The sequence below is a fragment of the Nostoc sp. CmiVER01 genome (assembly GCF_034531135.2).
Lineage (GTDB): Bacteria > Cyanobacteriota > Cyanobacteriia > Cyanobacteriales > Nostocaceae > Nostoc.
In genome coordinates this window covers 17,860-42,635 of record NZ_JAVRBU020000010.1, presented here as the reverse complement: position 1 = coordinate 42,635, position 24,776 = coordinate 17,860, and the positions used below count along the sequence as shown (strand labels likewise).

Genomic DNA, 24,776 nt, shown 5'->3' with positions numbered 1-24,776 from the left:
ATATGCTAATTACAGGTCGTAATACTGGAACTTCCAAATATAGACATGGAGCAGCTTTAATCTAGTACAACTGTTTTGTCTATATGCATCTGTAGATATATATCGTTATTACGGTAAATATGGTAAACCAGCGAATAAACACATAACAAATTATACAATTCAACTGTCAATAGTTTCAGTAGAAAAAGCCCACTGTTGAATCAGGGACTTAACTTATACATCACTTTTTATAAATACTTAACATTTTTATTTACTACTATTATAATTCTACAATACAGGTATAATTACTAAAGTTCTTTATTAATACCGCATAATAAGTTTAGTCATAACAGATGCTAATTCTCAAATTGGGAAGTTTTTAACAGTCCTATTGTTGTAGTTCAGCATGGAACGTGGGCTATATAACTCATAAAAATAAATAACCAAACTTACTTGTATGAGATACGAAAATCATTGATTACTAGCGTTTGGTATTGGCAGCAATTTATACAATCCCATTTAAATGAATCAAATGAATCAAGATATGGTAGAGGATAACGCAACGAGACTTGCCTTAAAATCTGAGCTTCTGCAATGCATAGATAAATTAGGATTACAGCAAAGTCTATTTCCAATTCCTGATGAATCTATTGATAAACTGGTGCGACAGTTGGAAAGTATAAATCCGATTCCACATGCACTTCAGGCTAACTATCTTCCTTCTCTATTTGGTAACTGGCAATTAGTGTATGCATCTCAAGGGACAATTGTCACACGCCAGATCGCATCAATTCCAGATTTTTGGGGTGCAATCAAAATTAAACGAGTGTGGCAAACATTGGCTAGTGGTAGCAATACCAGAAACATCTTAGCCTCTAACAGCGCCCAGCTTGAATTACCTATTTTAGGTGAGTGGCAGTTACAAGCTAATGGACATTGGAAATGGGGCACAGATGAGAAAACTGCCACAGTGTCCTTTGACTCATTTTCCATCCAAGCAACAAAACCCTTTGGGTTATCTAATTGGAGTTTTCCTGAGCTAAAAATACCAGTATTAGAATTCCTACAAAAAGAGGCTTTATGGATAACCTCCTACTTAGATCAAGAAATAAGGATAGGACGAGGGGCAACAGATAATTTATTTGTATTTCGTCGTGAAGTAAGGCCTTCAATTTAGTCCTAACAGAGAAGTTTTGCTCACTGGAGTTAATTCTAAGCATAATTGAAAGTTTAGATGAAAATCTTTTCAAACATTTCTTTTACTTTTTGCCAGCATTTAGTTTCGATATCTTATGTGTTATTATCTTCATCTGCGATGGCACAGGTTATTCCAGATAATACATTACCTACCAATTCTATAGTTACGCCACAAGGCAATACCAGCAATATTACTGGAGGAACGCAAGCCGGAAACAACTTATTTCACAGCTTCGAGCAATTTTCTGTATCGATAGGTAGCACTGCTTACTTTAATAATGCCTCAAATGTTCAAAACATTATTAGTCGAGTAACTGGTTTATCTATCTCTAACATTAATGGTTTACTGAAAGCTAACGGCAGCGCTAACCTGTTTCTAATTAATCCTAATGGGATTATTCTTGGCCCCAATGCTGTCCTAAATATCGGTGGCTCGTTCTTAGCTAGCACTGCTAACAGGATTAACTTTGCTGATGGCAGCCAATTCAGCGCAAAAACTCCACAAAATCAACCCTTATTAACAGTGAGCGCACCTCTTGGCTTAGGATTTGATGGAAATCCAGGCGTAATTCAAGCTCAAGGTACAGGACACAATCTGACTCTCAATAGCCCATTTTCACCATTTATTAGAACCATTAGCTCAAATGGCTTACGTGTCAAACCAGAAAAGACTTTAGCTTTAGTGGGTGGTGACGTAACTTTAGAGGGAGGAAAGCTTGAGGCAAGTGAAGGGCGAATTGAGTTAGGTAGTGTTGATAAAGGAATAGTACACATTAATCCAGCTTCTAATGGTTGGAATTTGAGTTATGAAGATGCCGTTAGCTTCAAAAATATTCAACTATCTCAAAAGTCAATAGCAGATGTTAGTGGCTTTGGTAGTGGTTCTATTCAAGCACAAGCTGCTGATGTGGAACTAGTTGATGGCTCAATATTTTTAATTCAAAACCAAGGAGAGAAATTATCAGATGACATTATTGTAAATGCCTCTGAACAATTGAGAATAGTAGGAACTTCTCGGAATGGAACAATCCCTAGTAGCTTGGTTAATGAAACTTTAGTTGGAGATGGAGGAAAAATCGAAATTTCAACTAAAAATCTAATTCTTCAAGATGGAGCAGCAATAGCTGCTAAAACTTATGGTGTAGGTAGGGGGGGCAATATCTTCGTGAATGCTTCCGAATTCACTCAAGTTGCGGACGGTTCCTCTTCCGTTGTTCAACTACCTAGTAATATCATTACTTCAACCTTTGGCTCTGGAAATAGTGGCAATCTTACTCTAGTTACGAAAAATTTATCTGTAGAAGGTGGTGGAGAAATCCTAACTTCAACTTTTGGGACTGGCAAAGGTGGTAACTTAACAGTGAATACTCCTGAATCTACTCAAGTAATTGGTTACTTATTGGGGGCTTCACAGCTTTCTAGTACTATTCTTACTAGAGCTTCTGGTTCTGGTAATGCAGGCAATCTAATCCTTTCAACAGGAATTTTAAGTGCCAAAGATGGAGGTATTATTGGTTCTTTATCTCTTGGAACTGGCTCTGGAGGGGATGTAACTGTAAATTCTGAAAACTTTGTAGAACTTATTGGAGTAGTACCAAATGTCTTTACCCCAAGCTCTTTGGCTACTGCAACTTATAGCAGTGGGAATAGTGGTAAATTAATAGTTAATACAAAAAAGTTAACAGTTAGAGATGGCGGAATAATTAATACTTCTACTCGCTCAACTGGGAAAGCTGATAGCCTTATCATTAATGCTTCTGATTCTATCGATGTAATAGGTAGAGTTCCGGGCGCTGTAAATCCCAGTCTTATCAATTCATCTGTTATTGATTCCAATAAAAATTTTCAAGAGCTATATCTGTTGCCTTCAGAATTAAGAGGAGATTCGGGAAGTGTAACGATTAATACTAAAAAGTTAAATATTGGAGATGGCGCATTAATTAGTGTCAAGAATGATGGTTCTGGCAATGCTGGGATAATTAATATCAATGCTGATACAATCAACATTTCAAATAACGGAGGTCTTAGCGCTACTACTGCTGTTGGCCAAGGTGGAAATATTGCTGTTAACTCAAAATATGTTCAATTAAACAATGCGAGTATTTCTGCGACTGCTGGACAACAAGGTACTAATGGTGACGGCGGCAACATCGTCATCAACACAGATATCTTAGTTGCAATAAAAAATAGCAGCATTACAGCGAATGCTTTTGAAGGGCAAGGCGGTAATATTAGAATCGATACCAAAGGACTATTCCTTTCTCCTGATAGCAAAATTACAGCTAGTTCACGATTCGGTTTGGATGGTACGATTCAGATTAATACCTTATTTACTAATCCTGTGCAGGCTAAAACAGAACCAGAAGCAATTCGTGCAACTCCTGAGATTGTATCGGTTTGTCAGGGACGATCGGGGGCAGTAGCTAGGAGTAAATTGGTCATTACTGGTACTAATGGTCTTCCAACTAGTTTTAACGACCTGCAAGCTAGCAATTTGAGTTGGCAGAGTAACTTAGTTCCAAATGAAGCTTTTTATAATTCAGAGGAACCAAAGTCATACTCAAGCGAAGAACCAACACAAATCATAGAAGCACAAGCCTTGATACAAGATTCTAATGGGAATTTTATTTTAACGGCAAAACAACCCAATAGTGTCGTTCCTAATGCTTCGTTGTCTGCCATCTCATGTTCTCAAGAATCTCATGTATCAAAAATCTTACCAGTGACGAAAACCACTCACAAGGATGATTAGACTCCGATATTGGTTCAAGTACTTGTTGCTAGTTATTTTCGTGTTATCTATAGTTGTGAGCCAACCATTTCTTACCTCCGCTCAAACTGTAAATAAAGAAGCGCAACAACAGAAAGAGGCGGATTTACTCACTCAAAGAGGTCAAAAGCAATTGGATCTTGGCCAAGCAGAGTCGGCTTTTGAAACTTGGCAAAAAGCTACAAAAATTTATCAGAAACTCCGCTATGAGGATGGTATTACTGGGAGTTTAATCAACCAGAATCTTGCTCTACAAGCGCTGGGCTTACATCATCGGGCTTGTAATACGCTTTTGTCAGCTTTGAAGTTAGACGCAAATACTTCTCTTTGCACCACTAAGCCACAGCAACCTACTGATAAGATGGAAAAACTGCTGACGGCAACCATTAATAAGCAAACTCTTTCACCCGTAAAATTACTCGCATTGCACAACTTTGGGGAAGTCTTGCGTCGGTTGGGCAAGCTTGATGAATCAAAAAAAGTCTTGTCAGAAATATTATCTGCTGCTAAGTCGATACCTTCTATTGACACTAGCGGTATTCTGCTTTCATTAGGTAGTACTAGTCAGGATACTTACAAGCAAGCACGAAATCAATATTTAGAAATAGAAGAACCTGTTTTTCAGAAAGAATTTGTCAATTTGATTCAAAAACAAGCATTTGACTCACTTAATATTTATCAACAATTGATTAACAGCTTAAATACTCCAAAGGAAGTACAATTGCAAGCTCAATTACATCACTTGAGCTTAATGTTAGACTTTGAGCAATGGTTAGCAGTAGAGTCAAAATTAGGTAATAAAAAATTAGCCTCCTTTCGTACTATAATTACTCAACAAATACAGCCTGCTGTATATCTGCTTTTAAAAAATCACTCGACATTTTCTCGATTACCAGCCAGCTATTCTGTTTATGCCAAGCTGAACTTTTCTAAAAGTCTAAATAAAATTCCAGCCCAACAGTTCCATTCACTAGCTATTGAATATGCTGAATCTGCTTTACAAACTGCTAAAAGTACTAATAGTCAGAGATTACAGTCAGAAAGTTTAGGCACTTTAGGGAAGTTAAAACCAGAGAAATCACAAGCATATTTTGAAGAGGCTTTGGGATTGGCTCAATCAGTTCACGCATGGGATCTTGCCTATCAATGGCAGCAGGAATTAGGAATTTTGTATAAGGCTCAGGGAAAATATAAAGAAGCTCTACAAGCATATAGTGCAGCAATTGAAAATGTTACTTTAGTTCGCAACAATCTTTTGTCAACTAATACAGATTTACAGTTTTCGTTCCATGAAAAAGTGGAGCCTTTGTATCGTGACTATATGCGATTGCTCTTAACAGATTCTAACCCTAATTTGCCAGAAATAATTCAGACTAATGAAAGGCTGCAAATAGCAGAACTGGAAAATTATCTTCAATGTCGCAAGCTTAATCTTGCGACATTCAATGAAATTGAAAACTTAGATACTAGCCCAACAATTATTCATATAATCGACTTAGTTGATAGTGTAGAAGTAATCTCTCAATCTCCTAAACAACCTCTTCATCACCACTCTATTGAATCTCAACTAATTAGAGGGCATATTAATAATCTTGTAGATACTTTACAAGATAAGAATCTTGCTTATGTTGATGCAGATGTGATTCTTGAGCATTCACAAGCACTTTATAATTTATTGATTGCACCTATCAAATATTTACCAACATCAGGAACACTAGTATTTACTTTAGATGCATCTTTGCAAAGTTTACCGATGGGTTTATTTCATGATGGGAAAAATTATCTAATTGAGCGCTACGGTATTACAGGTACTTTAGGTTCTCGAATGCAACCACCTAAACTTTTAAAACAGAAGCAGTTAAGAGCTTTCATTGCTGGACTCAGCAAGATTAGCCCTAGTTTTTACGCTCCAAATGCTCCCAAAGGACTCAAAGTATTGCCAGGGGTGGAAGTAGAAATAGCAAATGTAAAAAAAGGAATTACTTCTTCAAAAGTATTGTTAAATGAAGATTTTGTTAGCCCAATGCTAGATAAAGAATTGAGTACAGATGATTTTTCAATAATTCACCTAACTACTCACGCTCAATTTAGTTCTGTTCCTGACCGAACAATGATTTTTGCTTGGGATAAACCAATTACTGTTTCCGAATTTAATGATTTACTCAAACAAAAAACTCAGTCTAGCCAAGAAGGAATTGAGTTATTAGTTTTGAGTGCTTGCCAAACTGCCAAAGGTAATAAGAGATCAACTCTAGGAATGGCTGGAGTGGCAGTACAAGCCGGAGCCAGAAGTACCATAGCCACTCTCTGGCAAGTAGATGCTGATTCCAGCGCTTTACTAATGAAAGTATTTTATCAAGGATTGAAAGATGGTTTGACTAAAGTCGAGGCACTACGTGTTGCACAATTGCAACTGATATTAAACCCTCAATATCAACACCCTTCCCACTGGGCAGCATTTTTACTTATTGGGGGTTGGCTATAATTTAATGAGCAAGAACCAGGTTTTTTCAACCATTTCACCATTTTCAAACCTGATTGTACCTTTTCTAATTCAGATGTTTTACCACTGCTCAAAGCTAATTGAGCTGCTATAGTGTAAGTCTGCTCCGCTTGATCTGGTAACAATGCTCCTAAATAGCGATCGCCTAGTACTCTGTATAAAGTTGGATTTTGACTACCTGCCACGACTCGTGCAATTAATGTCTTAATTGATTCATCTAAAAGAAGCTTTGACATATATATAGCATCCAAATCTCGGAAAGCGGCTTCATCAGGCGACAATCCCAAGTCTTTAATTTGCTTGACTTCATGTCTAATCTGCTGAACATCATCAAGAGATAGAAGATGGACTACTAAGGGACTATAATTCAGGGGCTGGTCGCCATAGTTACTAATTACAGTGATTGTGTACGTATTGCCATACTGTAATTCTTTTTGCTCTTGCGGATATGATAGATGAGTAGCATTTACTATATCCTTTTTCCAGTTAATACCATTGCCTTTTACTACTACTGTATAGCTATCAGCGCCTGCCACTGAGCGCCAAGAAATTTCTGGTTTATTATCTATAATTGAACTGCCGTAAGGACTAGTTACAATCGGCGCATTTTTTTCATCATCTGGTCCCTTATAGTCATGTGGACAAGGAACTATATTTAATACTGAACACTGTACAGCTTCGTTAGGTGGTGGCGCACATATTTGTGTATTAAAAACAGTGCTCTGCTTTAAATACAGAATTTTTCGATTTAAGAAACAGAGAACTTTGACCACGCTTCCGTTAACAGGATTGATCCGCTCTCCCAAACACAAATATCTTCCTGTTTTTAGGAAGCGATCGCCCGTGCTATAAATTCGACCACTTGGTTCATCACATAAATTATGAAGTAATATTCGTTGCTGTCCCCATGCACTGCTAGCCAACAAAAGTATTAGTGTTGGTATTGATACTAGGGTTATAAGTCGGACTGCAAAGACTTTTTTAATTGGGCTAGGTACGGTAAGCATTACAACTTCTTAAAAAGCTAGTTACTTTTTTGTAGTTTAATCTAAGTAGAAAATAAATAAAGCATAAAATTTAGTTGATAGCGTCAAAGCCTGTTATGGATTTGTCCTGACCTGTCGAGAATTAGGCTTAAGCCTAATTCTTTGTAATACATCCCCCCGCCAACGAAAGACTTCTGGCACTTTCGACTCAAGTATCAAGCAGGCTTCCCAATTAAGCCAGGAATCATCGTTATCACCCGAAGCTTCTTGAACTTGTGCCAGCAAACAGTAAGTGTCTGCTCTTTGAGGATCTAATTCTCCGGCTTTTTCTAAATATTCCTTTGCTTGACCCACTTTGTTCTGCTCAAAAAGCGCCCAACCTAAGTTTTTATACAATGCAGCTTGTAATTTTGGTTCTTTAGTTTTTTGTAACCCTTGTAGTGCTAGAGCAATCGCCGCATTATAGTCACCTTTTAGATTTTTCAATCTCGATAGATTATTAATAACTGGAATTGCTTGACTATTAATTTTTATCGCCAACTGATACTGCTGCTCTGCTAAATCTTTTTTTCCTTGATCATCATAAAAGGTTCCTAGTCCATAATGTCCTGACCAACTATCAGGCTTCAACTTCAAAGCTTTCTCATAATTAGTTGTTACACATTCAAACTCATTTAATAACTGGCAAACAAATGCTAAATTATTATAAGTGTCTACATCTTGGTTATTATATTTTATTGATAATTCATAATACTTTTTTGCAGAACGCAGGTTTTGAGTACTACGTGATGCTTTATCAAAATAAAACTTGAAAATAGAATTTTTGACTTCAGGATAGATTTTTATAGCTGAGTCAAAAGACTCTTGTGCTCCCTGAGAATTATTTGCTGCTTCTAACTTTTGTCCTTGAGTTACTAAATAGTTAGCTGCTAGACGTATAAATAGAAAGACACCTCCAATAATTCCCAAAATCATCAATGTATATTTGCTATATTTAAAAACTTTAGAATTAGCTAATCTATAATTTTTAATTTGCTTAGGCAGTTTTTCTAACCTCTGCAAAATTACTTCAGTCGTTTGCGGCCGCTGCCCTGGAAGGAAAGCCATTAATTCATCAATGAAATCAGCAACAGGTTTGTCAATCTGCGGTGCTTTATCTCTCCAAAGCAAGTTCCCTGTTTTTGCATCTTTAGACAAATCAGTAGGTGGAGTAGCAGTGACTAAATGTACAAAAGTCCGACCTAAAGCAAAAAAATCTGACTGTGGGACTGCCCGCCCTTCAATTTGTTCTAGTGAAGTGTAACCAGGCGTAACTACAGACGTAATTTCATATCGCCCTCCCCTCCCCGTATTAGTTCCTCCGCTTCCACTAATTTTTGCTAGGTAGGTATCAGTCACCCGTCGCGCCACCCCAAAATCAATTAATGACAGTTGCCCATTTGGCTGAAGAATTATATTAGAAGGTTTAATGTCTCGATGAAAAAAATTGGAGCGGTGTACATCATGAAGAATTTCAATTAATTGTCTGAACCATTCCAATACTAAAGATTGTGAAATTTTCTCATTAAATTCTATCCACTGCTCTAGGTTCTGTCCCTCAACTTTATCCATAACTAAACAACGCAGTGTCAGTTGAGTATCATTAGGAACAAAGGTGAAAAAATCATCTAAGGTACTTTTAGGGATTCTTGGATGATGAATTAGCTGTAAAGTTAGAGCTTCTTGCTCTATTAACTCAACCATCTTAGGCGAGCCCCATCTCAGAACTTTCATAACTCGCTGCTCACGTACAGGATTCCACTGAGTACCAGCGTCCTCTACTTCAAAAACTTCCATATAAGTGAACAATTCTTGAGTAAGCGCTCTCAACGGCTTAATTAAGCGGATGCGGTCATTAATCAGCAGCGAAGTGCCACAAGAGAGACAGTTTTCAATATTGTCGGGATTCTGACGTTGATTGCAAAGGGGATTAATACAGTAGCATGACATATTTTAAAAACTTATACCAATGCAGCTGACAATGGTTACTAGGCATTAATCAACTAAACATCACCTATTTTGAATCTAAGTTTTATTGCTCCAATACTGTACTAAATAGACTATTCTAGTAAATTTTGCTCAGTATACAAAAAAATCTTGTATATTATATGACTGTTTTAGTCTAAGTTTTGAGTAGAACAATCCTATTGATTTAACAGAAAATAGACTAGTTGATGCATTTACAGTTTTAAGTAACCTATTAGATATTTATATGTTACTTTTGTCAAATCAAGCAAATATAAGCAGAAAAAGCTAGTATTATTAAGTTTAATCTAACACACCTCTACCATTAACCATTTACTATTAACCATAATTAAACGTCCCTTGCCAGGACTTTACTAAACCGACAGGATCAACTACAGATATGGATTTTAGTGCGGAGCAAGGACTAAGGTTTTCAGATATCTCCCTCTCCTCCGTTGTTACAACAGCAGGGGAGCTTCCAGAGCAAAGAATTTCAGAAACAGTAGCTTTTGAAGAAGCTTTGGTCGTAGTGAATAACTTAGTGTTTGCAAAAAGGGGTAAACCCCTATCTGATGCAGAGATTAGAATTCTGAGAGGAGGGTGGAATAACAGGGAGTTTGTGGAGATAGCAGAGAACTCTCCGTATAGTGCTAATTATTTACAACGGCGTTTAGCTCCTCAGTTATGGGATCTACTCTCTGAAACTATTGGAAATGAAGAACGGGTAGGAAAGAGGAACCTACGATATTTCTTAGAACAAGCGACCAAAAAGTATTCTTCTGTTTCATCTGCACTAAACAAAGAGCAAGTACTTCCCCTTAGTGACTTTGTACAAGGCATTCGAGGCGAATTACCTGACTTATCTAATTTTTATGGACGGACACAGGAACTAATCAATTTAAAAGAATTAATAATAAAGCAGCGCTGTGTATCGTTGATAGGTGTGGCGGGAGTCGGTAAAACTGCATTAGCTGCAAAACTGTTAGCAGAGCTTAGTATATCTCCATCTGATTTTGATTGTTTAATTTGGAAATCAGTTGCTTATGCACCGAAAGTTCAAGACTTAGTAGCAGAACTAATACAACTAATCCAACCTTCGGAAACATCCTTAAGCTTGCCAGAGATCACCCAGACAATGATTACAGAACTGGTTAAGCAATTAAAATCGCGTAGATGTTTACTTGTATTGGATGAATTTGATGCATTATTCCAGAAAAATAACTTCGAGCAGAGGCTAGACTATAGAATATTATTTCGTCGTTTGGTAGAAGAACAACATCAGAGCCGCTTACTGTTAACTAGTAGAGTTTTACCTGATGAATTTGATAGTTTATTAAGCGCTAAACGGCACATTGAGTGGGTTAGAGTCGAAGGGTTAGACGCAGATGCCGCAATGCATTTTTTGGCTACTCAAGGATTAACTGATACGCAAAAATGCAACGAGTTGATCAACACCTATCGCGGTAATCCTTTAGAACTTAAAACAGTAGCAGATCGAATTAACCACTTCTTTGGTGGTAGTACAAAAATATTCTTTCAACACAAAACTACATTTTTTAGCAATGAACTTCAAGCAATGCTTGATGAAGCGTTTGGTCAAGTATTAAATGAGATTCAGAAGCAAATTATGATTTATTTAGCAGATAAAATAGCTTTAACTTTTAGACCTATTAAATTTGTTGAAATAATCAATGATCTAAATCAGAAGCAACAAGCATTTGTGTCAACTTCAGAATTGATAAGTGCATTAGAAAAACTTGAAAGACAGTCATTGATTGAAAGTAATAAAGACCCAGTTACAAAAGAAATCAGTTTTACTCTTCAACCAGCAATAAAAAAATATATCATGAAAGATCCGCAAGGATTAGTACGTATATCTCATGCTTTACCAAAATTAGCAAATGCATCTTGAGCAAGAGCTTTTACCACAGGGTAATCTACCTACATAGAGTGTCACCAAACCTCTGATTACCCATAACTAAAACAATCGTTAATAAATACGGAGGTCTAAAAGTAAAAATAAAAACTACGCTATATACCAGACGACCAAAAGTTCTGTAAGATCAAAACGAACAGAAAATGGAGGGAGATACACAAAAGCAGCAAAAATTTAAAGGACAAAGAGTCATTAATTAGTGACGCTTTGCCCAGTAGCAAAACAGAATAATTTCAGAGCGGGGTTATCTCACGAGAACCGAGCCAGTGGTATGGAAAGTTTGGCCGCTTTTATCCACTGACGGTCAGAAGAGATTAAATCCGCGCTGCTTCTCATATTATACGAGAAGCCACACGAAACGCACCAGTTTTGTGTGGCAGTTTTGGCTGTTGAAATTTCTCAAAGGGGCGATATATTAAGTTTGATTAAGAAAAGACCCGAATTTCGTAGTTAAAAATCCTTAGCAGCGCAACAACCCCCTCTGAAGCTTATAAACCGAGTTATCAGGGGAAAATATTGTGATAAATAGCAAACCCAAGAGCACAGTAGTTCAGTCCTTGGGATCAGAAAGTGCAGCTTTTGTACGGCAACTTTGTGCTGTAGCGTCGGGTAATTTCAGGAATATCCTGCCTAGTGGTCTATTAACCCAAAAATGCTGGATGAGGATTAGGGAAAGGTTAAAGGTTAAAGGGAAAGGGACAAAATACCTTTCCCCTTTACCCGTTTCTCTTTACCCAGCCAAGGGAACTTGGCTAACTACTAGAGCAACAGATTTGTTGCTGCTGATTTCAAGAGCGTTGCTTTTGGGCATTGTGTTGGTAAGTGGGAAAAGTTTGGGCACTGATATTACTTTGAGATTAAACCCATCTCTCTCCAAGGAGTTCCAAGGAGAGAACCGATGAATAGCCCGACAATTGAATATCCAAACAATCTCACTGATCACGAATACCATGAGATGACAGTTGGTAGTGCGATTCATCCGGCACTGGTTGAGCGCAACTTCTTCCACATTGAAGGGGAAACAATCTACGACTACCTGTTCATATCTGATAAGATCCCACGCAAGAATGCGGGTCGGGTAACAGATGGATACATAAGGCAATATCAGCATCTATTACTGGGCGGAACCTGGATTCAATCACTTGACCCCTTTAAAAACTGGCAACCAATGGAGTGGGGCAGGATCAAGCCCAACTTTCCTCGCATTGATTGGCAAAAAGGGAAACCCGTCAAATACGAGTCGCCACCCAAGACAGCAAACCGCGTTACCTATTTCGATATTCGCAACTGTATTTGGGACAAAGTTGCAAAGCGTTATTTAATTAAGCGCTATCACTCGCTTTTGGCGCTACGCTTGCTGGATCAACTCAATCCGCTAATATTTTGGGAGTGGGTGAAACAGCATCCAGAGATTCCCATTATCTTATGCGAAGGGGAAAAAAAGGCTGCTTGCTTGCTGAGTCTGGGGTTTGTAGCGATCGCACTTCCGGGAATTTGGAACGGGCGCGTGGGCAAACAAGATTTTGATGAACGGTTGCATCCTGACTTAGTACCAATGGCTCAGGCGGGACGCAAGTTCATAATTCTTTTTGACTACGAAACTTCTTCTAAAACCAGGTGGTCGGTGTTTCAAGCCACTGTTCGCACTGCAAAAGCAATCGAATCGGCAGGTTCTGAATGTGAAGTTGCATTGCTGCCGGGGCCAGAAAAAGGTGTTGATGATTTTGTTGTGGCGCGAGGCGAAGATGCTAACGCTTTACTGACCGCAATCATCGATGATGCTAAATCACTCAAAGATTACCAGCGCTCGTATCGGGCTAAAAAATGGGGGTTAAGCAAGTACCAGCCGGATGTCACTGTTAACGTTAAGTATCTCTCTGAGGCTTTGTGCATTCCTGAACTTGAAGAAAAATGCTTGAGAGTGCCTGAGCTTTATGATCTTGAAAAGGAACAACTTTTCACGCCATCTATTAAAGGACATCCTCCAAACAAGGAGTCTACCGATTCTGGCGGAGTTGATTCATCCAAATCGAAGAAATCCCCTACCTTCAATTTCCCAAAATCAGGACTGGTTGTACTCTGGAGCGATATGGGCACTGGTAAAACCCAACTCATGCGCTGGTGGCGTGACCAAAACCCCGACGCACGGTTCCTCAACAATGGACATCGCGTAAATTTGCTGAAAAATCTTGCCGAACGCTTGCAGACGGCGATGTATTCAGACTTGGGTTACACAGGTTTAGCCCAGGCCCAAGCCCTTAGTATTACTATTGACAGCTTGCATAAACTGAATACCCAGTCTCTCACCTACGGCTGCATATTTATAGATGAAGCCTGCCAATACCTCACACACTTACTACACAGTAATACTTGCAAACAGCACCGTGCAGCAATCTTGGAGGTACTGGAATATATAGTATACAACGCGCCACTGGTGGTAATTGCCGATGCACACATGGATGATTTAACGGTAAACTTCTTTCTTGCAATGCGACCCAAAGGTGAAGTACCTTACATCATTAAAAACGAGTGGCGAAATGGTTCACGCACAATTTATTGGTACGAGGGGGATAATGAGAGCGCCTTAGTCGCCCAAATCTCAGCAGCGCTGATGCTTGGAGAAAAAGTTATGGTTGCCAGCGACAGTAAGCGTTTTATCAAAAAACTCGACAAATCCTTTACTATCAAGTACGAAAAGGCAGGAGAAGGGGTGCATGGTAAAGGGGATACTTCGACTGCGCTCAGTAACCGGGTAAAGGAAGAATTAACAGATTCCTCCACCCTTTCCCCCTTACCCCTTACCCCTTGCCCAGTCCGTAGGGCTTCATGGCGTATCTGGTCTGTTCACTCTGACAATTCTGGCAGTGATGAGAATGTCGCTTTCATCAAAGATATCACCAACGCCGTCAAAAACTTTGATGCCTTGTTCACCTCTCCCAGTCTCGGTACTGGTGTCGATATTTCCCAGTATCATTTTGACTTAGTATTTGGCGTGTTTCACGGCGTTTCCCAAACTGCTACTGAGTGTGCCCAACAACTGTACCGCTATCGCCCGAAAGTTCCGTTTCATATTTGGGTGGCCCCGCGTCCCCCCTTTGGTTACAAGGATACAAACGCATCCAAGATTAAAGAACGCTTGCTCCAAACCAATGAAATGACCGCTTTTCTGTTGCGGATTGACAGAGAAACGGGTAAGCGGGGCGCAGAGAAAGATTGGGCGCTTGAGGCTTATTGCCAAATTATGGCTAACCGCCACTATTCTCTCAATAATCTGCGTGATGATTTACGATCGCTGCTCACAGAAATGGGCAATACATTTATATATGTGGGAAATGATTCAGATCCTCAATCAAGAGAAAGTCTTAAAGCAGCAGCGCAAGCTTTGGATCGTGCCCACAATTCGGCTGTTGCTAAGGCTAAGAATATTACTTTGAGTGAGTACCGCGCCCGTCAGAGCAAAGATTACCTTGACCCTAATGAAATTTTTGAATGTGAAAAGTTCCGCATTTCTGATTCTTACGGCATCGAAGTAACCGAATCACTCGTAGAAATAGATAAAGGTGGCCGCTTAATTAGAGCGATCGCCGGACTTGAGGCAATTTTAGCCCCACCCGAAGAATCGTTTACTGACCCCAAAACTGGGCGAAGTTATCCTACCCCACCAACAATTGTCACCCAAAAAGACCGCACCGAACGGGACAATCTCCCTTTGTGCATCGACTGGGGCAATTATTCCGCACGCTGGCTGGCTAGATTTAACCTGGGACTGCATCAAATTCTCTTAAGTTTAATGAGGGGTGATGAAGTTACCGCCGACGATTCCACCTTACTCAAGATGAGGGAGATCGCTATACATTGTGCAGCTCAGGTCAAAGCAATTCTTGGGTTTACTATTCCGGGTGATTGTAAACCTATTTGGTTGCTAGCCACAATGCTAGAGCAGCTGGGGCTAAAGTTGACCTTCCGTAAGCAGGGTAAACGCGGTCAACAGGTGAAACTTTATTCGCTATCAAAGTCAGAATTAGAATTTGCAATGCATGTAATTGCTCATCGCGTGGAAAAGCGTAATCAAAAAGCTCCAATGAGCAATTCGCAGTTCGCAGTTCGCAGTTCGCAATTAACTTCAAGAAATTGCGAAAAGCAGCGAATTGACAATTGCGAATTGGTATCCACACCCCCCCCTGATGCTATAGGGAACTCCCATTGCCAAGGGGAGGATACTACCGAATTTGAGTCGCCTCCAACCGATCGCATTACTCTACTCCACTGCGTAGAAATACTTCGCTCTGGTATTAAGCAGGGGGTTGACGCGATTAAAGGCATTCTCAAGCGATGGCAGAGTGATTTGCGCTGGGAGACGGTACTGGAACTTGAGGCGATCGCGGCAAATGAACTGCGTAAGCTTGAGTCGGCAGTACCAGAATTTTACGCCTTGCTAAGTGAAGAAGTGTTGCCGATGGAGGGATAAAGAAGAGCGATCGCCTTAGCGCTAATAATGAGACAATTACTTATCAGAATCTTGCTTATAAGAATATATGTTCCGATAAGTAAATGCATCAAACCCTTGAAAACAGCACACCTTCTCCTCTCGCTCTGCCTTCTCCCATCCCGCTAATCGAACATCCCGCTGCGGTCTATTTGGCAACCCTTTCCCCTGGTTCCCGCCCCACAATGCGCCAAGCTCTCAATGCGATCGCGCGATTGTTAACCAACTCAAGTTGTGATGCGATGACCCTGAACTGGGCAGCACTGCGCTACAAACATACGGCGGCAGTCCGCTCTGTGTTGAGCGAAAAATATGCACCAGCTTATGTCAACAAAGTGCTGTGTGCTTTGCGGCGAGTTTTAAAAGAAGCCTTGCGGTTAGAGATAATGGATGCTGTTGATTTTGCTCGTGCTGTAGATATTCCCAACGTTAAAGTCACCAAGCAATTGCGGGGACGTGTTCTCACGGCAGAAGAAATCGCCCAATTGATGCAAACCTGCTTTGATGACCCTACCCCCACTGGTTACAGAGATGCTGCAATATTTGCAATACTCCGGGGTTCTGGAGTCCGCCGCTCTGAAGTGGTGAATTTAGACTTGAGCAACCTTGAAGAGAATACTGGGGCAATAGAAGTGCGCGGTGGCAAAGGTGGTAAAGACCGGACTGTGTACTTACCCGATGCTGCTCTTACTGTCGTCTTGGACTGGTTATCGCTTCGAGGCTACGAGGCAGGGCCTTTGCTGTGTCATGTCAACAGAGGCTCAAGGATAGTGCGACGACGGCTTACCTCTCAAGCAGTGCTGTTCATCTTGCAAAAACGTGGTTTAGAGGCGGGAGTAACTAATTTCTCCGCTCATGATTTCCGGCGGACTTTCATCTCGGAGTTGCTCGATGCTGGTGAAGACATTTCTACAGTCCAAAGGTTAGCTGGACACGCAAACAGTGACCAGACTGCCAGATATGACCGTCGCGGTGAACAAACTAAACGCCGTGCTGTCCAAAAGTTGACTATTCCAGGACAGAGGAAGAAATCTCCTCTATTGATGTAGTTTCTACACTTTTTCTATACGTTCCTGGCTCTGAAATGCGATCGCTCTTCTTTTCGGTTTAGTCATCTGCATGGGTATTTTCAGCAATTAGCAAAATCACTGAGGATATTTAATACCCAGTTTCTTGCGAAGATGGTTGATGCTGAAATTGCTACGGGGTGATGTCTATATTAATTTGCTCCCAGCGTAACCGCTATGAGTCAGTGGTGTTGGCGGTAGCGTCTCTTCGTAGAAGGCATCGGCTGAAGAATGCGTTGACACATTTGGCGATGATAGCATCAAGGTAATTCATCATGATGAATTACACGATTTAATAAGCGTGGAGAGTCCAAGTTTACCTAGATGATACGTGAACATGAGCAATACAGGGCGTAAAAAAAAATTGGCATCTTTCAACTGTGACCAAAGGAAGTGGGAGCAGTTTATCGCCTGTTGCAACTCGAAAGGCACAACAGCAACAGCCACGCTGCTCGAATTTATCGATCTCTACTTAGGCGATTCCCAAGATCAGGTTGATGCAATAGGTGGTAACGATTTAGACGAACGCCTAGATTCAAAGATTAAGGCAAGTGTAGAGAAGTACTTGGTTGAGAGTAATAAAAATCACAGCAGTCCGACTAATGAAACGATAAGAGCTATTTGCGAAAGACTTGATAAGCTCGAGTCAGAGTTTTCAAATGAATCTAATAGCAACCAAACCACAGCAATTGATAATCTCGCCAATTTAGAACAAAAAATTGAAAAGATGACAGCCCGAATGACACAGTTGGCTGAGGCGATCATTAAAATACAAGACTATCTCAACAACCAACAAAAGCGGGGCCAAAAATCGTACAACAACAATTCATCCTTCAAAGCGCATACTCCTAGAATGCAACCGTTAACTGAAGAAGGTTTAGCCAAGAGACTTGGTGTAAGTGAAGAAAGTGTACGCAAGGAGCGAATTAATCTTCCCCCACCGCTTTTTGTAGCATGGTGTAAGGGGAAGGATAGAGCAGGGTTGGGGTGGGAATTTAACGAAAATACGGGATTATATCAGCCGGCAAGTTAGTATTTTGATTAATTCCAACTTGTAGCGGCGGATGTGCGTTCTGCTGTTGCCAATTTGAATTTTTTAAAATGTGATTATTTCACAACCTTCAAGCAATTCGTCATAAACAGTTAGTTGTTGTGTTTTTAAGTGATTTGGTAGTGAATCATCATCAAAGGTCAAAGTAACAATATGAGTATTTTTGAGACTAAGAGATGATTTGGTGATATCGGTTATTGCCGCACTCATACCGCTTCGAGTGCCGATTAGATACTTCACCGATTGCCCGATCTTTAACTGTGTTGCTGGAATAGCCATAAATGTTAAAAGTGTAAGTTAAGCAATAGTCTGGTTGGATGCGACGGCTCAAGCAATTCAGCTGTACTGTAAGAACTTGGGATGGGGAGTACACGGTGTCTTTACAACACCTGAAGCCCTTCAACTACTTACCTGCTGAGTGTGAGCAGATGCGACAGGTTTGCGATGCCTGCGGCGGGCTACGCCTACGCATTGAGCGAATATATTACGACTCACTGGAGGAGACAGTCAAAAGTCTGTTGCAGTCGTTGGGGAAGGTGAATCGGCTTTATCTTACTGCTGTGGAAGAGAAGCTGTTGGGTTTGATTGAGCGTGAATATGGTGTTACAGACTGAAGTACTATGCTCAACGCCCTACGGCATCAAAGGTTTGGGCAGGCATGTAGACCTACCAGGTATAAAATCCGAGTTTGTTAGGTACTCTATAAAATCTTCCTGTGCGATGCCCTCGTGACAATTCATTCTGTGCCTTGACTTTTACCTGTTTAAAATCAGCTGCATCAAGTTTTCCATAAATTCCATTGATAATTTCATCAATATGGAAAGGCTTGGGAGCATTCCCTTCTAAAAAAGCAGATAGTGCATCAATTAAAAACTGACCCTGAAATTCTTCGAGCATTGGTATGTCTTTGTGCTGGGGCGGCAAAACTTGTTTCTTATTTTTGCCTTTGACTCTGGTGGACGAATTCTTCGTCTCAGGTTTTGGTAGCAAAGTTAAAGAGAGAGTATAATATCCGGGTGATCCTGGGACACTGAACCATTTGTTAGTTTCCCTGCCTTTAGTGAGGGATGATTTAACTCTGTGTTTAAGCACTTTAAAGACTTCTGGCTCTAATTCTCCATAGAGCATTTTGACAATAAAATCGATGTGAACAATTGTGCCAATGTGTTCTGCCAAAACCTGTTCAATAGCTTCCGGGCGAGACAGGGATTGGAAAATAGGCAGCATGGCCGTCTCGGTTCCATAGAGCGCTTGCTGTTGAGTTGATGTTTCTATCGGTGGCTCTAGGAGTACTGGAGTATCTGTAGCTGCATCAGATTCTTCACCTGACCAAGCTTGTATAAGTGTGAATATGTTTTGTTGAGTGGACTCAAGCAATTGTGTTGCGACTGTTGATGTATCCTGTGAATCGTCTAGCTCAAGATGGGTAATAGGTTCAACATCGTCATTAACAGATTCCTCACTTAAGAATAAGAAGAAGTTTTTTCCTTTTTCAGAGGTGAATTCTTCATTATCATTATCTACCTCCTCAGTCAAAGACCAGTTAGATAATAGAGCTTCTACATGAGTGAGATTTGCTTTGGCTAGGGTATATAATTTTTCGTAATCTTCTACAAGAGGTGCGTAGTAATCCCGCAATGCTAATAATGACTCGATTGCTTTTTGGGGAGGCTCTAAAGGAAAGGGGCTATTCATCAAGTTTAGAGTTAAATATACCTTGCGACACTCATATAGTTATGAAACGACATCGAGTGAATTGGAAAAGAATTGACAGTTTCACATCTATTGTAAAGTATTTGAGCAAGTTAAAGCTCCGCTCTGCTTTTCATGTTGTCAAAGTGATTCATACTACAAGAGGATCGCGCTACCGATAAAGCAATGGAGTGCATTCCCCCTTGGTGTTATGGGAGGAACTGCACTCGTCGAATTTTACTTATTTAAGCAGTTGTGAATTTATCCAACAGAATACATGCGTCAGTCGTCAGAATTCAGTTTGGTATTCTGACCGAAAAAGCGGATGAATAATAGGGTTTAAAACCCCCACTAAATCGTAGATTTGGTGGTCAACAAGACCTGCGCCGGTCTGAATTCCCGACTGATTGATTCTGACTCCTGAATTCAGAATAGCTGAATTCTTCTTCAAAAGTTTTTCCATTTTTCAAGGGTGAGACAAGGTTGTTTTGCAGTAGTAGGTATAAATCCACTGGAAGAAACACCGAAATTGTTTAAAGAAGCAATTTCGTCTTCGGCATTGTTAATGGCTACTCCTATAGCTTTGGTTTTATCTTCTGGAGAAAGTTTATCAATTTTAGCGCTGTCAGGATTTGGAAGGGCAGAACCTTTTGTAAGTGAAAATTCGTGTATTTTGTAAAACTGATCTCCTGCTTCGGGTTTACCCAATAAGAGACAACCTTTAGATTTGACGAACAAACCAACACTCTGCATATTGGGACTGAAATGACGCTTAGTGACAAACTTCACCTCTTGAACAGGCCCCCAAACAAGGACGGCTTCAGAAAAACCTTTAGTACGGACATCTCGACTTTCGTTACAGCCGTTGTTGTATCGATCGAGAAAACCGTCACTACAAACTTTCCAATTAACTCTATACAGATCGGGAGTACTGTCAACAAATTTTTTAACTTCATCTGCTTCTGCTTTCTCCTTTGCTGCAATCAACTCAAGTTCTGTTTCGCGGGCAATCTGTTCAGGCGTTTTACTCTGGCAAGAGATGATACCACCACCGACGAGCAAAGCTAAAGCAATGGCGATTTTTGAAGTTTTGAAAAGCATACTATTCTCGCTTAATAGCTAACTAGTTATTGTCGGAAAAACTGGATAGTAAAAAAGCTAAATCTAGCTCAATTCGGAAAACTAACTTTATGTATTTATGAAATAAATAGGAGCTAAACTTTATCCTAAATAATATATAATAATTCGATTTTAAATAGCAAGCTAAAAACAGGAATTAACTATTAAAAAACTTGAATTTTTGTGATGTTTCTATTTTCTTTCAGGTGAAAGCGGTAATTTTATAACAGGATGTCAACAAAAAGCAATAGCCAGAAGTACGATATTTTTTTAGACTTTGAGCGATTCCTTTAAAGTGGGGGAATATGCCATAGTGTCTAAGTAAGAATTCAGCATGGGCAACACTCATTCAGGCAAAGTGAATTCTGATCAAAGCAGAATTCACTCCGTCAGGAGTAAGAATTCAGGTATGAATTCTATACGAATGGCGGATGAATCAAGGGGTTTAAAACCCCCACAAAACAAGAAAATTTAGTGGTCTTAAATCAGTGATGGATCTGAATTTCCCATTGATTTATTGTGACTCCAGAATTCTGACGGAGTGAATTTTGATGTATTTAATGTATCTTCTTATGGTAAAAAGCTAGCTTTTGCAGTAAGAGGAGGGAGAACAAAAAAGTTAGTGGAGAAATGGTAGAAGTTTGGCGATATTGGGAATTTGAGCATCCATCAAGTTATGCAGTAAGAGTGATAGCAACACCAACAGGGCTAGAGTTATTTGCAGTGGATGTATTGCAAATAGTAGCTCCAATTTTAAATGATAATTTCGTGAGGTCAATTGAAGTTCAGAAACGATTAGTGATGATGGAGAATAATCAAGTGAGTTTGGTATCAACACTCAGCGCTCTATCGATTCACTCATTAATATCACGAACAAGTGTAGTAGAACACAATGTAGTCAGGCAATTTATGCAATGGGTAAGAACAAATGTGATGCCAGTATTTAAAAATGATGTCAGTCTGATTGCCGTCGAGCAACCCAAATACTTATTTCAAGAAATAGATTACTCTCAGAAAGATTCTTTGATAAAGTATTTGTATTTTCAGAATAGTGAGTCTTGGTCATCAAATAGTATTGATTTATATTTAAAGTTCATTGTTAAAAAGCTTCCATTGCCAGCTAGCTGTCCTCAGACTATTGATTTAAATGGGATTGACTTCAGAACTAAGTATTTTCAAGTATTAAAAACAGTACTTAGGTCAGTGAGCAGTTATGAATATGTTTATGAAGATTTGGTGATCCGCTCGGAAAATTTATTGATAGCTCAATCATTAGATTTGTTAGTTTATTATCATTTAAATAAATTAAATGATTTGGATTTAAATCAGGTACTAGAACAAGGATTAATACTACAAGCTCTGGGGACAATGGTTAATAAATCAATTGAGAATTTCAAGGATTTAAAACCAATGTATTTAAATCTATTAAACTACTTTTCAGCAGAGATGCTAGCACTGGACTAAATTCTGAGACTGACTAAACATGAAATAGAGGAAAAAATCAGATGGCAAATATTTTAAACGATAAAGCAGAGATCCTTGGCGGAGCAGAAGAATTACTTTTGAAAATAGATGAAACAACAGAAACAGAAAGCACAGCAGAAAGCACAGAAGATGTACAGCAGCCAGAAGCAGTAGCCACAGATGAAGTGCGCTCCCTTGGGGGTGTAGGGATGAATGCGTTGTCTGAGGCTTCTAACCCCTTGGCTGTTGGGGCTGTCTCTTCTTCTCTAGACCTTGCACCCTATACCCCACACGCCGCCACAATGGGGCTAGGTGAAAAAGCAGAAGCAGGAAATACAGTCCTGCCACAAACAAAAACCGCAGTCACCAATAAAAAACACTGGAGTCGGAGATTAGTGATAGTGACAGGAGATAAAGGGGGAGTAGGAAAAAGTACTTTCGCCAGAGGATTAGCGCAAACATATTTGGATATGAAAAAAGAATTTTTGGCTTTTGATGCGGACATATCTAATTCTCATTTAAGCAGATTTTATGGGGATAAATGTTTAGTGAGAGAATTAGATTTTTTTACAGAAGGGAATGTAGACATTTTTCTAGATGATTTGAAAGAGTTAATAGAGGATAGTCTGGACACAGAAGGGGCAGTTATAAGAGGAAAGTCTTTATTCTTATTGGAATTACCACCACAGTCCATGAGAATCTTAAAAGATGTTGTACAACAAATGAAATTTTTATCTACAGTTGATGAATTATATGATATGCGAGTAACAATTGTAGTTGTAATTAGTCGAGTAATGGATTCGGTAAAGCAGTTAATAACTTTATATGATTTTTGTCAAGATCAAGTAGATTATGTCGTAGTAAAAAATTTGTTCTTCGGTTCGCCAGAAAACTTTGTCAGATATAAAGAATCCTCAGACATAACAGCAATGAAGGATATATTAATAGAAAGTAATATTCCGTTTTTAGAAATAACGATGCCAGATTTAATAGAACACGCTTATGATTATTTAGACAAAAATAGCTTGACATTTAATCAAGGAATAGAGCAAAAAGAAAAGCCATCAGTGAAAGGAAGGGTAAGTACTTGGATTAGCAAATTTAAGGAACAAGTTTGGTTGGCAAAAAGCATTTTAGGATTAGAAAATGTCCCCCGTTTGTAGACGTGTAGTTATGACTGTAGGTGACTCGCGTGTGGGAAAGTCTACAGTTATCAAGTTATTGATTGAACTATTCCTTAGCCAACATCAAGCGGTTAAGATTTATAACCATGACAACCGTAATAAGTTCAAAGCTTATGGAGGAATAGTGCCAATCGAAAGCTTAAATTTTTTCACAGACAATCCAGATTTGGTATTAGACGATTTACTCAATGACTCATTAGATGTGCTTTTTGTAGATATGCCGGGACAATATATTCAAGAAATATGTAACTACATATATGAGGCTGATTTTTTTACTGTTTTGGCTGAACTCAACTGGAAACTAACATTCTTACAGCCAATTTCCCATAGAAGTGATTGCATGGAATATTTCTTGCAGCTATTAGATTTTGCAACGGACAATGCTAATTATGTCATAGTCAAAAATCAACATTTTGATACGAGGTTTAAAGAGTATAAGCAATTAATCCAGCAAAAATTGCCATTGGTTGGGGGCACAGAAATTATATTAACAGCCTTGCACAGAGATCATTATCAAGCAATGGAGGATTTAGCCAAACCTTACTCACAATGTTTTCATGAGCAATCCCTATATGTGTTGTATCGCTCATATATTTATCACTGGCTAAAAAATTTCTTTGAGACTGTAAAAAATAATCAAGTCGCAAGTATTTACTTAGGAGTATCAGCAGGTGAGAACATCAGAAATATTGCAGGGGTATTCTGAGGCCGAACAACAGAGGATTGTTGAAACAGCGCAGCAACTGGGGTTAGCAGAAGATGACCCGATGTTTCAAGTCATGGCAACACTTGGCAGATATGAAGAGACAATGATTTCACTGCAAGCACGAATGGAGGCAATGATTGAAGCTTGGGTACTAACAGTCGAAGAGAAAGTGGCGAATACTTCTAAAACAGCCCAATCAATGAACAACACTGTAGTCAGTAATGCTGTGCGTGATGTCTTAAGTGAACAAATACCGAAGCTGATACAAGCATCAACATCATCTGCATCCTCGACATCCTCGACATCATCGCCACCAAAAGAGATGCGATTATCTACAGGAAATTCTCAGATGCGTTTTTGGTCTATCTGCGCTCTGGTAGGAGGAGTGACAGCAGCCGGTGCGATGCTTGCTTCATTTACAACTTGGAACGTGATAACTAACTTGGGTCAAAACCAATCAGTCATGTTGTCAAACAACGACCTGAAGATTTTACAATGGGTAAAATCTAGCGAAGGGAAGCAAACTTATAAGCTCTTTGTTGAGAATCAACAAACTCTGGCTGCTTGTCAAGAAGAAAATCGCTTGAAAGGATATTGCTTGATTCAAATGCAAAAGAACAAGAAATAATGAA

17 protein-coding genes are annotated in these 24,776 nt (G+C 39.4%); 12 read left to right on the top strand and 5 right to left on the bottom strand.

What is annotated here, in order from left to right:
• Nucleotides 1-502: 502 nt before the first annotated feature.
• From RMZ43_RS18055 to RMZ43_RS18045, 3 genes are read left to right on the top strand one after another with little or no spacing between them, the layout of a single operon-like run.
• Nucleotides 503-1,156, top strand: coding sequence for a PAP/fibrillin family protein (locus RMZ43_RS18055; RefSeq protein WP_428850780.1), 654 nt, complete (start codon nucleotides 503-505; stop codon nucleotides 1,154-1,156).
• Nucleotides 1,157-1,213: 57 nt separating this feature from the next.
• Entirely contained in the window at nucleotides 1,214-3,928 is a 2,715-nt protein-coding gene (locus tag RMZ43_RS18050) for a filamentous hemagglutinin N-terminal domain-containing protein (protein ID WP_428850779.1), read from the top strand.
• A gap of 55 nt (nucleotides 3,929-3,983) precedes the next feature.
• Nucleotides 3,984-6,431, top strand: coding sequence for a CHAT domain-containing protein (locus tag RMZ43_RS18045; protein WP_428850778.1), 2,448 nt, complete (start codon nucleotides 3,984-3,986; stop codon nucleotides 6,429-6,431).
• Here RMZ43_RS18045 and RMZ43_RS18040 read toward each other — a convergent pair.
• Nucleotides 6,380-7,456 (bottom strand): hypothetical protein, encoded by a 1,077-nt coding sequence (locus tag RMZ43_RS18040; protein WP_428850777.1) that lies wholly within the window; start codon nucleotides 7,454-7,456, stop codon nucleotides 6,380-6,382. The two genes, RMZ43_RS18045 and RMZ43_RS18040, sit on opposite strands and share 52 nt — an antisense overlap.
• 93 nt (nucleotides 7,457-7,549) lie before the next feature.
• Nucleotides 7,550-9,424 (bottom strand): protein kinase domain-containing protein, encoded by a 1,875-nt coding sequence (locus tag RMZ43_RS18035; RefSeq protein WP_428850776.1) that lies wholly within the window; start codon nucleotides 9,422-9,424, stop codon nucleotides 7,550-7,552.
• Between the two features lie 415 nt (nucleotides 9,425-9,839).
• Here RMZ43_RS18035 and RMZ43_RS18030 point away from each other — a divergent pair, with 415 nt between their 5' ends.
• The 4 genes from RMZ43_RS18030 (at nucleotide 9,840) to RMZ43_RS18015 (ending at nucleotide 17,961) form a co-directional block, all read left to right on the top strand.
• Nucleotides 9,840-11,351 carry an NB-ARC domain-containing protein gene (locus RMZ43_RS18030; protein WP_428850775.1) on the top strand — a complete coding sequence of 504 codons (1,512 nt, stop codon included), beginning with the start codon at nucleotides 9,840-9,842 and terminating at the stop codon, nucleotides 11,349-11,351.
• Nucleotides 11,352-12,273: 922 nt separating this feature from the next.
• On the top strand, nucleotides 12,274-15,843 hold the full coding sequence (locus RMZ43_RS18025) for a plasmid replication protein, CyRepA1 family (protein ID WP_428850774.1): 3,570 nt from the start codon (nucleotides 12,274-12,276) through the stop codon (nucleotides 15,841-15,843).
• Nucleotides 15,844-15,926: 83 nt separating this feature from the next.
• Complete coding sequence (locus tag RMZ43_RS18020) at nucleotides 15,927-16,910, top strand: tyrosine-type recombinase/integrase (RefSeq protein WP_428850773.1); 984 nt, start codon at nucleotides 15,927-15,929, stop codon at nucleotides 16,908-16,910.
• A 355-nt stretch (nucleotides 16,911-17,265) separates the two neighbouring features.
• On the top strand, nucleotides 17,266-17,961 hold the full coding sequence (locus tag RMZ43_RS18015; protein ID WP_428850772.1) for a hypothetical protein: 696 nt from the start codon (nucleotides 17,266-17,268) through the stop codon (nucleotides 17,959-17,961).
• 63 nt (nucleotides 17,962-18,024) lie between these two features.
• On the opposite strand, the gene RMZ43_RS18010 is transcribed toward RMZ43_RS18015, so the two are convergent.
• The gene (locus RMZ43_RS18010; RefSeq protein ID WP_428850771.1) at nucleotides 18,025-18,189 is read right to left on the bottom strand and encodes a hypothetical protein; all 165 of its coding nucleotides are present in this window, start codon (nucleotides 18,187-18,189) and stop codon (nucleotides 18,025-18,027) included.
• Between the two features lie 164 nt (nucleotides 18,190-18,353).
• Between RMZ43_RS18010 and RMZ43_RS18005 the strand changes: the two genes are divergently transcribed.
• Nucleotides 18,354-18,593, top strand: coding sequence for a hypothetical protein (locus RMZ43_RS18005; protein WP_428850770.1), 240 nt, complete (start codon nucleotides 18,354-18,356; stop codon nucleotides 18,591-18,593).
• A 52-nt stretch (nucleotides 18,594-18,645) separates the two neighbouring features.
• Here the strand turns inward: RMZ43_RS18005 and RMZ43_RS18000 are convergent, their stop codons facing one another.
• Nucleotides 18,646-19,674 carry a hypothetical protein gene (locus RMZ43_RS18000; protein ID WP_428850769.1) on the bottom strand — a complete coding sequence of 343 codons (1,029 nt, stop codon included), beginning with the start codon at nucleotides 19,672-19,674 and terminating at the stop codon, nucleotides 18,646-18,648.
• A gap of 444 nt (nucleotides 19,675-20,118) precedes the next feature.
• The gene (locus RMZ43_RS17995; RefSeq protein WP_428850768.1) at nucleotides 20,119-20,772 is read right to left on the bottom strand and encodes a hypothetical protein; all 654 of its coding nucleotides are present in this window, start codon (nucleotides 20,770-20,772) and stop codon (nucleotides 20,119-20,121) included.
• 648 nt (nucleotides 20,773-21,420) lie between these two features.
• Here RMZ43_RS17995 and RMZ43_RS17990 point away from each other — a divergent pair.
• The 4 genes from RMZ43_RS17990 to RMZ43_RS17975 are packed head-to-tail and all read left to right on the top strand — an operon-like array spanning nucleotide 21,421 to nucleotide 24,772.
• Complete coding sequence (locus RMZ43_RS17990; protein ID WP_428850767.1) at nucleotides 21,421-22,254, top strand: hypothetical protein; 834 nt, start codon at nucleotides 21,421-21,423, stop codon at nucleotides 22,252-22,254.
• Between the two features lie 41 nt (nucleotides 22,255-22,295).
• Nucleotides 22,296-23,417, top strand: coding sequence for a hypothetical protein (locus tag RMZ43_RS17985; RefSeq protein WP_428850766.1), 1,122 nt, complete (start codon nucleotides 22,296-22,298; stop codon nucleotides 23,415-23,417).
• Nucleotides 23,418-23,427: 10 nt separating this feature from the next.
• Complete coding sequence (locus RMZ43_RS17980; RefSeq protein ID WP_428850765.1) at nucleotides 23,428-24,144, top strand: hypothetical protein; 717 nt, start codon at nucleotides 23,428-23,430, stop codon at nucleotides 24,142-24,144.
• On the top strand, nucleotides 24,110-24,772 hold the full coding sequence (locus tag RMZ43_RS17975; RefSeq protein ID WP_428850764.1) for a DUF6753 family protein: 663 nt from the start codon (nucleotides 24,110-24,112) through the stop codon (nucleotides 24,770-24,772). Before RMZ43_RS17980 ends, RMZ43_RS17975 begins: the two co-directional genes overlap by 35 nt.
• Nucleotides 24,773-24,776: the final 4 nt, after the last annotated feature.